Source organism: Halogeometricum sp. CBA1124, from assembly GCF_009741955.1.
Classification (GTDB): Archaea; Halobacteriota; Halobacteria; order Halobacteriales; family Haloferacaceae; genus Halogeometricum; species Halogeometricum rufum.
In genome coordinates, this window is the sequence record NZ_WPCD01000008.1 from 43,008 (window position 1) to 53,100 (window position 10,093).

Annotated in this window: 5 protein-coding genes and 2 pseudogenes; 2 read left to right on the forward strand and 5 right to left on the reverse strand. The window is 67.4% G+C overall.

From position 1 onward, the window contains the following. The first annotated feature begins 105 nt into the window (after positions 1 to 105). Both GJ632_RS02385 and GJ632_RS02390 read left to right on the forward strand, forming a co-directional pair. Positions 106 to 1,350 carry an ABC transporter substrate-binding protein gene (locus tag GJ632_RS02385; RefSeq protein ID WP_191451966.1) on the forward strand — a complete coding sequence of 415 codons (1,245 nt, stop codon included), beginning with the start codon at positions 106 to 108 and terminating at the stop codon, positions 1,348 to 1,350. Beyond that, positions 1,347 to 3,673, forward strand: a pseudogene (locus GJ632_RS02390) (methyl-accepting chemotaxis protein); the annotation flags it as partial. The gene GJ632_RS02385 and the pseudogene GJ632_RS02390, both read left to right, overlap by 4 nt. 241 nt (positions 3,674 to 3,914) lie before the next feature. Here GJ632_RS02390 and GJ632_RS25100 read toward each other — a convergent pair. The 5 genes and pseudogenes from GJ632_RS25100 to GJ632_RS02415 form a co-directional block, all read right to left on the reverse strand. Next, positions 3,915 to 5,296, reverse strand: a pseudogene (locus GJ632_RS25100) (P-loop NTPase). Positions 5,297 to 5,298: 2 nt separating this feature from the next. Next, positions 5,299 to 5,895 carry a HEAT repeat domain-containing protein gene (locus GJ632_RS02400; protein WP_191451967.1) on the reverse strand — a complete coding sequence of 199 codons (597 nt, stop codon included), beginning with the start codon at positions 5,893 to 5,895 and terminating at the stop codon, positions 5,299 to 5,301. 22 nt (positions 5,896 to 5,917) lie between these two features. Further along, on the reverse strand, positions 5,918 to 6,553 hold the full coding sequence (locus GJ632_RS02405) for a hypothetical protein (RefSeq protein ID WP_231751257.1): 636 nt from the start codon (positions 6,551 to 6,553) through the stop codon (positions 5,918 to 5,920). Positions 6,554 to 6,642: 89 nt separating this feature from the next. After that, complete coding sequence (locus tag GJ632_RS02410; RefSeq protein ID WP_191451968.1) at positions 6,643 to 8,667, reverse strand: SpoVR family protein; 2,025 nt, start codon at positions 8,665 to 8,667, stop codon at positions 6,643 to 6,645. Then, positions 8,664 to 9,983, reverse strand: a complete 1,320-nt coding sequence (locus GJ632_RS02415) for a YeaH/YhbH family protein (protein WP_191451969.1) — start codon at positions 9,981 to 9,983, stop codon at positions 8,664 to 8,666. The genes GJ632_RS02410 and GJ632_RS02415 overlap by 4 nt, the downstream gene beginning before the upstream one ends. Positions 9,984 to 10,093 lie beyond the last annotated feature (110 nt).

Genomic DNA, 10,093 nt, shown 5'->3' on the forward strand with positions numbered 1-10,093 from the left:
CGATTCATCGGGTCGAACGTGTTTCGCTCTGTACGCACGTCAGTTGGATATTGAAGTTGATAATTTGCGGGCCACCGTTATATCCCCCAGCGAGGGTCAGGGCATATGCAGGATTCATACAGTAGACGAAGGGTACTCCGGACCGCCGGGGGAACCGTCGCACTGGGAGCGCTCCCGGGGTGTACGGGGGCGTTCGGCGGCCGGGAGAGCGAACCGGTCCGGTTCGGGACGCTCCTGCCGACGTCGGGCGCACTCGAAGGAGTCGGCGTCCACGGGCAACGGGCCGCCGAGCAGGCGGTCGCCGACATCAACGACGCCGGCGGGGTTCTCGGCCGGCCGGTCGAACTGGTCGCGAAGGACAGCGAAGCCGACGTGGACGCCTCGCTCGAAGCGTACGAGAGCCTCGTCGACGAGGGCGTCGTCGGGTTCGTCGGGGCCCTCGTGAGCACCATCTCCCTCGCACTCGCGCCGAAGGCCGCCGAGGACGGCGTCGTGGAGGTCAGTCCCGGCAGCACGAACCCGCGACTGACGGACGCCGGTCGGAGCGGCGGTCGGAAGTACTTCGGCCGGACCGTCCCGAGCGACCTGCTCCAGTCGGTCGCGATGGCGAAGATAATCGACTCGTCGCAGTACGTCGGCGCGGACACCATCTCGATTCTCGCGCTCGACAACGACTTCGGGGCCGACCTGGCCGACGCCATCGCGTCGAACGTCGACGCGGAAGTAGTCGCGGACGCGCGGTACGACCCGTCCGCGTCCTCGTTCGACGCGAAGATAGCGGAGGTCTTCACGGACTCGCCCGACGCGGTGGCCTTCGTCAGCGTCCCCGGGCAGGAGAAGGATGTGCTCGACGCGTACGGCGCGTCCGACTACGAGGCACCGTGGGTGTTCTCGGCCGGACTGCTCGGCACGGACACCCCGTCGTACTACGACGGATTCTACAGCGCGTCGCTCTCCTCGACGCGGACCGACGGCCACTTCAACCTCTCGCGGCGGTTGTCCGACATCGCGCCGTTGGCACCGTTCTCGGTCAACGCCTACGACGCGCTCTTCCTGATGGCCGCCGCGGCCGAGATGGCGGGCGAGGCGACCGCGCCGGCGATAGCCGACACGGTTCGCTCGGTATCGGAGGGCGAGGGGCACACCGTCTCGGTCGGCGACTTCGACGCGGTCAAACTGCTGGTCGAGTCGGGACGGAGTCTGAACTACCGGGGCGCGTCCGGCGACGTCGACCTGACCGAAGCCCTCGAACCGCTGAGTTCCTACCTCGTCGAACACGTCACCGAGGGGAACGTCGAACGGTTGGAACTGCTGCAAAAGCAGTTCTTCGAGTCGGGGGGTGACCGATGAGGAACCCGCTGGCGTGGGTGGCGAGCGGTCTGGAACGCCTCCTGCCGGACGTGATTCGCCGGCGATACGCGGCGAAGTTCGGCGTCGTCCTCCTCGTCATCATCCTCGTGATGAGCGGGGTGGGCGCGTTCATCCACTTCGACACGAAGGGCGTCGTCGAACAGCAGACGCGAGAGGAGATACGCGGCATCGCCGAGTCGGAGGCGGACGCAGTCGCCGACTGGACGGCCTCGAAGGAGTCCACCGTCGCGTTCCTCGCGTCGTCGCTGGCGGACAGGCCCGAGAGCACCTCGGCCAGCGCCCACGAACGCTGGCTCGAACAGAAACTCATCGAACTCCCGAACGACGTTCGCTCGTTGCACTACGTCGACGCCGAGTCCGGGTCGGTCGTCGCCAGCACGACCGACGGTGCGAGCGGTGCGTCCCTCGACGGACTGGACGCGCCGTGGACGGGTCGGGCGTCGTCGCTCGCGCAGTCGAGCGGAGCCACCGTCTCGGCCCCGTACGACGCGGGGTCCGGCCCGGTCATCGCGTTCGTCGCCCCCGTCACCGGAAAGGACGGCTTCGTCGTCCTGACCGCGTCGCTGGAGGCGCGGTCCCAGCAGTTCAGTTCGCCCATCGCGACGGGCGACGCGAAGGTCGTCTCCGCCGACGGCACGATACTCCTCGACAATCGCCAGAACTCGCTTCTCGAACCGTACGTCGCGTCCGGCGACGAGACGGTCACGGCCATCGACGCCGCGTTGACTGGCCAGCGCGGATACACGCAGGTCGGCGCGCGGACCGGGATGGAACCCGGCCAGTACGCGATGGCCTACGCGCCCGTCACGGGGACCGACTGGGTCCTCACCTACCACGTCCCCACCGAACGGGCCTTCGCCCTCCAGTCGCAGGTGACGGAGAACATCGTGCTGTTGCTCGCCTTCGCCATCGGTGCGCTGTTCCTCGTCGGCCTGACCATCGGTCGCGGGACCGCCACCTCGCTGGCCGCAGTCGCGCAGAACGCCGACGAAATCGCGGCCGGAGAGGTCGACGGCGACGTCCCGTCCACGAGCCGAATCGACGAGATGGGGCGGCTCTACGACTCGTTCGCGGAGATGCAGTCGTACCTGACGACCGTCGCGGGGCAGGCGGAGGCCGTCGCGTCGAAGGACTTCGACGACCCGGTTCTCGACGAGGACGTTCCCGGTTCGTTCGGCGAGGCGATGGGACAGACCCACGAGGACTTGGAGACCCTCATCGTCGAACTGGAGACGAAGGCCGAGGCGTTCGGCGAGACGATGGCCGCGGCCGCCGAGGGCGACCTCACGGGCCGCATGGACGAAGACGCCGACAACGAGGCGATGACCGCCATGGCGCAGTCGTTCAACGAGATGATGGCCGAACTCGAAGCGACCGTCGCCGAGGTGTCGGAGTTCGCCGAGACCGTCGCCGCCGCCAGCGAGGAGGTGACCGCGAGTGCGCAGGAGATAGAGCGCGCGAGCAGAGAGGTCAGCGACTCCACGCAGGTGATGGCCGAAGGTGCCCAAGAGCAGCAAGAGACCCTCGAACAGACCACCGGCGAGACGAGCAACCTCTCGGCGACCATCGAGGAGGTGGCGTCCTCCGCGAGCGAACTCGAACGCACGGCGGAGCACACCCTCGACGCGAGCGAGGTCGGCCACACCGCGACGGCGGACGCCATCGACACCATCGAAGACGTGGAGTCGAAGACCGAACGGACGGCGCGACAGATCGAAGCGCTCGAATCGCGCATGGAGGAGATCGGCGACATCGTCGAACTCATCACCGACATCGCCGACCAGACGAACATCCTCGCGCTGAACGCCAACATCGAGGCCGCCCGCGCCGGCGAGGCGGGCGAGGGCTTCGCCGTCGTCGCCGACGAGGTCAAGCAACTCGCGGGCGAGACCAAGGAGTCGGCCGAGGAGATAGAACAGACCATCGGCGAGGTCCAGTCCACCTCCGCGGCGACCGTCGAGGAGATGCGCGAGACGCAGGAGGCGGTCGACGACGGCGTCGCGGCCGTCGAGAACGCCCCGCGACGCCCCTCGACACCATCGTGGAGAACGCCCGCGCGACGAGCGAGGGCGTCGACGAGATAAGTCGGACGACCGACGATCAGGCCTCCTCGACCGAGGAGGTGGCCTCGATGATGGACCGCGTGACCGAGATCAGCGACGACACCGCTCGGCGGGCGGAGTCCGTCGCCGCGGCCGCCGAAGAGCAGACCGCCTCGCTGAGCGAAGTCTCCGACGGAACCGACGAACTCGCCTCGCAGGCCGAGCGACTGATGGTCGTGGTCTCGTCGTTCGAGGTGGACGCGGCGCAGTCCGGCGTGGACCTCGCTGTCGACCACGGGGGCACCGCGGAGGCGGAGAGTGCGGCCGCCGAGCAGTCGGGCACCGAACCCCCGGCGCCGAGGGGGAGGAGCCGTCACCCGAGCAGTGACGGTCGACTGACCGGTCGTCAAAATGGTCTTTGCTCGTTTTGTTCTCTTTTCCGTGCCGGTCGAATAGCGCCGAGTGGCGGGGTCGAACGGCCGGTATCTCGGCGGCGAGCGGTCACTCCCGCGCGGGGTCCGACGGGATGGTGACGGAAAGCACCCAGTCGTCCGGCGTCCGGCGTTCGACCGAGAGGTCCTCGAACGCGTCCGGTTCGCAGTCGAGGAGGGCCGCGAGGTACTCCCTGATGGGCGAGGGGTCCCGGTCGCTGACGAGGGAGAACGTCGCACCGGACTGGAGCGTCGCGAGGTGGTCGGCGACGCGTTCTCGCCGTCGCTCCGGCGGGTCGCCCCGGATGTCCAGCGCGTCGTCCGGCGCGTCGACGGCCCACGCCGTCGCCGCCGCCGTCCCGACTGCGTCGGCGAGTTCGCGCATGGACTCGTGCGGTGCGCCCGGAACCGGCGTCTCCTGTAGAGCGGGCGTGAACGGGAGGTCGGCCAGAAGCGGCGCCGACAGCGTCTCCGTCGGCGACCCGTCGGGGAACAGGTCGTGGCTGTCGCCGCAGGAGGGGCAGGCGAACGACCCCATGTTGACGACCACGCCGAGGACGGGGACGTCGTTGTCGCGGAACAGTTCGACGCTGCGGGCGGTGTCCTCCAGACTCGCCGGGAACGGCGTGGTGACGACGACGACGCCGTCCACCGGCACCTCCTGCAACGTCGTCAGCACCACGTCGCCGGTGCCCGGCGGGAGGTCCACCACCAGCGTGTCGTCGGCGTTCCACGCGGTGTCCTCGTACAGTTCCGTCAGCGCGTCGTGCGCCATCGCCCCGCGCCACGCGAGGGGCGCGCCGGACTCCATCAGGCCGACGCTCATCACGTCCAGGTCGGCGTCGTCGCCCGACGCGACGACCGGGAGGGGACTGCCGTCGTCGGCGGAGCGGACGGGGCCGTCAACGTCCAACAGCGTCGGGACGTTCGGGCCGTGGATGTCGGCGTCGAACAGGCCCGTCGACCGGTCGGCCGCCAGTCCGCAGGCGAGTCCGGTCGCGACGGTCGACTTGCCGACGCCCCCCTTCGCACTCGCGACGGCGACGACGGTGTCGAAGCCGTGGACGCCTGTCGTCCGGTCCTCAGCGGACGGGGCGACGGGTTCGACGTGGACGCTCTCGCGCCCGGCACGTCGCGGACGGCCCGCATCATGGCGCGCATCACGCCCTTCGCGTTCGCGTCGTCGAACTCGGCCACCGCCGCGCCGACGGTCACGGCGTCGTCCTCGACGGCGATGGACTCGACCAGTCCGGCCTCGAACACGGTCACGTCCGCGTCGGGGTCTCTGACGGTCCGCAGGGCGACTTCGACGCGGTCTTCGAGCGAGTCGTCTCCGCCGCCCGTCTCCGGCGTCTCGGGCGGCCGGCGGTCTTCGGTCGCCGCCTCGATGCCGTCGGGTGTCGTGCTGTCGGGTGTCGTGCTGTCGTCGGCTCTCGTGCTGTCGTCGGTCATTGTCAGAGGTCGGGCGTTCGGTTCAGGTCGTCTTCGCCCGGGAGCGTCCGGTCGCTCTCGTCCAGCGCGCCGCTGAACTGTCGGCGGAAGCTCCCGGCGTCCACGTCGCGAGCGCGGACCGCAGTCTCGCGGACGATGCTGCTCTCGTCTTCGGCGGCGAGTCGTTCGAGTTCGGCGTGTGCCCGGTCGGCGTCGATTCCACCGAGCAGGTGGGCGGCCCACTCGCGGACCCGTTCGCTGGGGTCGTCGGTCAGTTCCAGCAGGTCCGAGAGCGCGTCCTCGCCGCGGCGTTTGAACGTCGAGATGGCCGCGTTCCGGCGGACCGCGTGGTGGTCGTCTCCGAGTGCGTCGGCGATTCGGTCGGCGTGCGCGCACCGGTCCAGTCGGTCGAGTGCGACGACGGCCTCCGCGCGGACCCACGGGTTCTCGTCGTCCGCGGACGCGCGAGCCGTCTCCTCGGCCGCCGCCCCGCCGAGTTTGGCGAGCGATTCGACCGCGAACTGCCGCACGTCGGCGTCGGCGTCGGTCGCCGCCGCGAGCACCGGGTTGTCGCGAACCCGGAGGTCACGGCGGAACCAGACGAGTGCCGTCTCGGTCATCGCTCCGAGTACGGACGGCGCGCTATTGAACGGACGGGACGTTCCGACCGGTCAGTCGTCGCCGGGGGCGTCGACGTTCGGTCCGTCGGCCCCCCCGCGAGCGGAGGCGGTGGAGGAGCGAACTCCGCTGGTCGACTATCTGATACGTCGCGGAGGCGACGACGAGAAGCAGGAACGCGGCGCCGAGGAACGTCGGGTCGACCACCGACAGCGTGGGCACGCCGATGCCGGACCCGACCAGCGAGAGCAGTCCCAACAGTCCGAGTCCGAGGTAGTACTCGGCCCACGAGATGCCGTACTTCGGGACGACTTCCATGTAGACGGCCACCTCGTGGGCGGCGTCCGCGAGGGCGACGGTCTTCTCGTCGCTGTCGTAGGTGACGATGCCGAGTTCGTCGAGTTTCGGCAGGTGCGTCTGGTGAAGGGAGACGTAGACGCTCTGGCGGACGTTCCGCGGCGGCGGCGTCTCGCCGGACTCGACGCTCCCGATGTACTCGGCCAGGTCGCTGACGGCTTCGCTCCCCTCGGACGACCGCAGTCGTTCGAGGACGAGACGGCGTCTGTCGTTTCTGAGGACGTCGTGAATCTCCGACTCCTCGAGTCTGTCTTCGCTCCTGTTTCGGGTCACTCCCACCGACCCGGCCCCTCCCCTGGACATACCTCTGGCTTACCGCCGGAGATACATCAATGTGTCTGTATTCTATAGTATCTGAAAAGTGTGAAGTTACGCGGAGCGAGAACGAGGTGTCACGACAACCACTCCTCCGGCTTGGTGTCGTAGTCCACGTCCGTCGCGCGGATGCGGTCGGCTATCTCCTCGTCCAACTCGTACGTCTCGAACGCCTCGCCGTCGTAGCGGATACGCTTGCCCGTCTCCGTCGGCGTCGGTTCGCGGTTGCGCCGACGCGCGACTTCGACGTCGTGTTCGTCGTACTCCTTGACGATCGTCGCGAGGTTCACCGGCCGGCCCCACAGGTCGTACAGGCGTTCGAGGACGCCGCGCGCCTGCGCGATGTCGAGCATGATGCCGTTGTACTGGTGACCGAGGAGCAACTCGCCGCGGTTGGCGTAGTTGCCGTCGAAGACGACGATGGTGGGTTTGCCGAAGTTCGTGAACTGCAGCAGGAGTTTCTTCTTCACGTCCTCGTAGTCGACGGAGGCGACGCGGTACTCGCCCGTCGCCTGCGTGAACTCGTACGTGAAGTAGTGGTTGCTCTCGACGAACTCCTGCGTGAGGAACGCGTCGATGAACGTCACGTCGTTGTGGCTCTCCCGAATCTCGCGCATCCGGTCCCACCCGGCCGTCCGGTCCACGTCGGCGACGGCCTGTTCGACGGTGTCGTACACCTCGTCGTCGAACATGTACCGCGAGAGGCGTTCGAGTTCCGACCGGCGGATGCGGCCGAGGAAGCCGCGGTTCTGCGGCTTCACCAGCGAGAAGTGTCGCTCGGCGAGTCCCTCGTAGGTGAGCAGTTTCCACGGGTAGGCGTCGACGTCCACGTCCGCGTCCGCGTCTCCCTCGTCGTCGCCGGACAGCACTCTGTCGAGTACCTCCCAGTCGACGCGCGGGTCGTCCGCCGGCAGGGACGCGAGTTCGTCCACCGTGTCCGACCGAATCCGGTCTATCGCCGGGTCGGGCTTCAGGAGTTGCTGCACCGTCTCGAAGTCGACGACGTCGTGGAAGTTGCGCCACGAGACGCCCTTCACGCGGAGCAGTTTGTCCGCGACTTCCCGTCGGTTGGTCGTGTTCTCGATGTACTCCCACAGTTCCTTGCCGAGTTTGTAGGGGTTCAGGCCGGGCGACCCGAGGACGCGCGACTGGTGGTCGGCGTAGGTGACGAACTCGTCGGTGCCCGCGAACCGTTCCTCGCCCATCATGAGCGACTCCCAGTAGGCGGCCCACCCCTCGTTCATCACCTTCGTCATCTTCTGGGCGGCGAAGTAGTACGACTCGGTCCGGAGGATGTCGAGGACGTCCCGTTGCCAGGACTCCATCTCGACGGCCTTGCCCTTCTCCTCGTCGTAGCGCATGCCGTGCGCCTGGACGAACGCCAGCACGTCGCGGCGGGGGGCGTCCAGTTTCGCCGCCTCGGCCTCGGCCTCGGCGAGTTCGTCCAACCACTCCTCGTCGAACACCTGATTGCGGACGTCGTCGGAGATGTTCATGTCGTCCAGTCGCTTCCGCAGGTCCTCGGGTTGGACGCGTTCGCGACCGGTCGCCGCGTCGGTGATGGTGCGGTGCTGGTCGATGTTGTCCTCGATGCAGAGGACGGCGTCGATGAAGCGTTCGACCTCCTCGCGGTCGATGTCCGGGTCGTCCATGTACTTCTGGATGGACTCGCCGTGCCGTTCGAGCATCGCCGCGGCGTCTAAGTCCGTGTCGCCGGCGAACATGCCGAACCACTCGTTGTTGCTGAAGAAGTCGGCGTGCGCCTCGACGTGGGTGATGACCGCCTTCTGGTCGGCCAACGAGTTCGACTCCTGCAGGAAGGCGTGCGAGGGGTTGTCGTTGTTGACGATCTCGAACGCCTTGCCCATGCCGAACTGGTCCTGCTTCTGCTGGCGGTCGTACGTCATCCCCCACCGCCAGTGCGGGTACCGTCGCTGGAACCCGCCGTAGGCGATGAGCTGGTTCATCTCGTCGTAGTCGACCACCCAGTAGTTCACCGGGTACGGTTCCAACCCGAGTTTGCGGGCGAGGTTGCCCGCCTCGCGGACGGGTTCCTCCAGTTCTCCGGCGACTTTCTGTGCGGTGTGTCTGAAGCGTCTCATTCTCCTGCCTCCGTGCTGAGGATGTCGTAGATGGCGTCTATCACGTCTTCCGGCGAGGAGACGTACGCGACGACGACGTTGCCCTGGTCTTCGAGCGACCGTTCGACTTCCTCTGCGTGCGTCGCGTTGATGGCCGTCCCGCCGGGTTGCGTCTCCACGTACGCGTGGAGGTTCGCCGGAATCTCGCGCATCAGGGGGACGACGTTCTCCGTCGTGTCGTTCGAGGAGTTCTCCGAGTCGCCGGCGGCGAACACGTAGCGATTCCACTCGGACCAGGGGTACTGCTCTTCGAGTACCTCCTTCGCGAGTTCGTACGCGCTGGAGATACGGGTGCCACCGCCCGAACGGATGCCGAAGAACTCGTCGCGTTCGACCTGCCAGGCGTCGGCGTCGTGGGCGATGTAGACGAACTCGGCGTTGTCGTACTTGCCCGTGAGGTACCAGTCCAGCGGCGTGAACGTCCGCTCGACCAGTTCCCGCTTCTTCTCGCGCATCGACCCCGACACGTCGCGGATGTTCACCACGACGACGTTCTTCTCCTTCTCCTCGATTATCTCGGGGTGACGGTAGCGCTCGTCGTCGCGGCGGAACGGGATGTCGCGCAGGCCGTCGCGCTGGATTCGCTGGAGCGTCGTCGAGCGCTCGACGTTCTCCTCCATCTCCTCGAAGGAGGACCACGTCCCGCGTTCCTCGTCGGGGATGTCCGTCCACTCGTCCTCTATCCACGCCAGCGAGACGAGGATGTTCTTGTCGCGGCACCACTGGTAGACGGACTGCTCGTCCTCGCCGGCGACTTTCATCGCCTCGCGGACGAAGTCGTCGTCGAAGTCCATCGCCAGTTTGCGCTTCAACCCCTCCTTGAACAGGTGTTCGAAGTCGAGGGTGCTGTGCGGCCCGGTCCGCGTGATGTCGGTGAAGTCGCCCTCTATCTCCTCGATCACCTCCTTCCCCTTCGGTTCGAGGTCCAGGCCGAGTTCCTCGTCGAGTTCCTGCGCGAACTCCTCGGGGTCCATCTCGTAGTACTCGTGGTCGGCTCCCTCCTCGCCCGGGTCGCCGTCCTCGTCGCCGTCGCCGTCGGCGGGTTGGGGCTGGCCGACGGGTTGGCCCACGTCGGGCGTCCCGCCCTGTCCCTGTCCGACACCGCCCTTGTCGAGTTGGTCGTACTCGAACTTCGGCAGGTCGACGACTTTGATGGGTATCTTGATGCTGTTCGGCCCGGACCCCCCGAGGTCACCGTAGCTGATGAACTCCTTGAGGTCCTCGCGCCGGTCTTCGCCGATTTCGCGGAACCGTTCGACGTCCTCTCTCAGTCCCATCGGTGGCGCACCTCGTTCATGACCGCTCGACTGGTGAGTTCGGCGGACGCGGGGGCTGTACCCGTTTGCTACCATGTCGTGCTATCGTTCGTTCTTTCACGCGTTCTGTC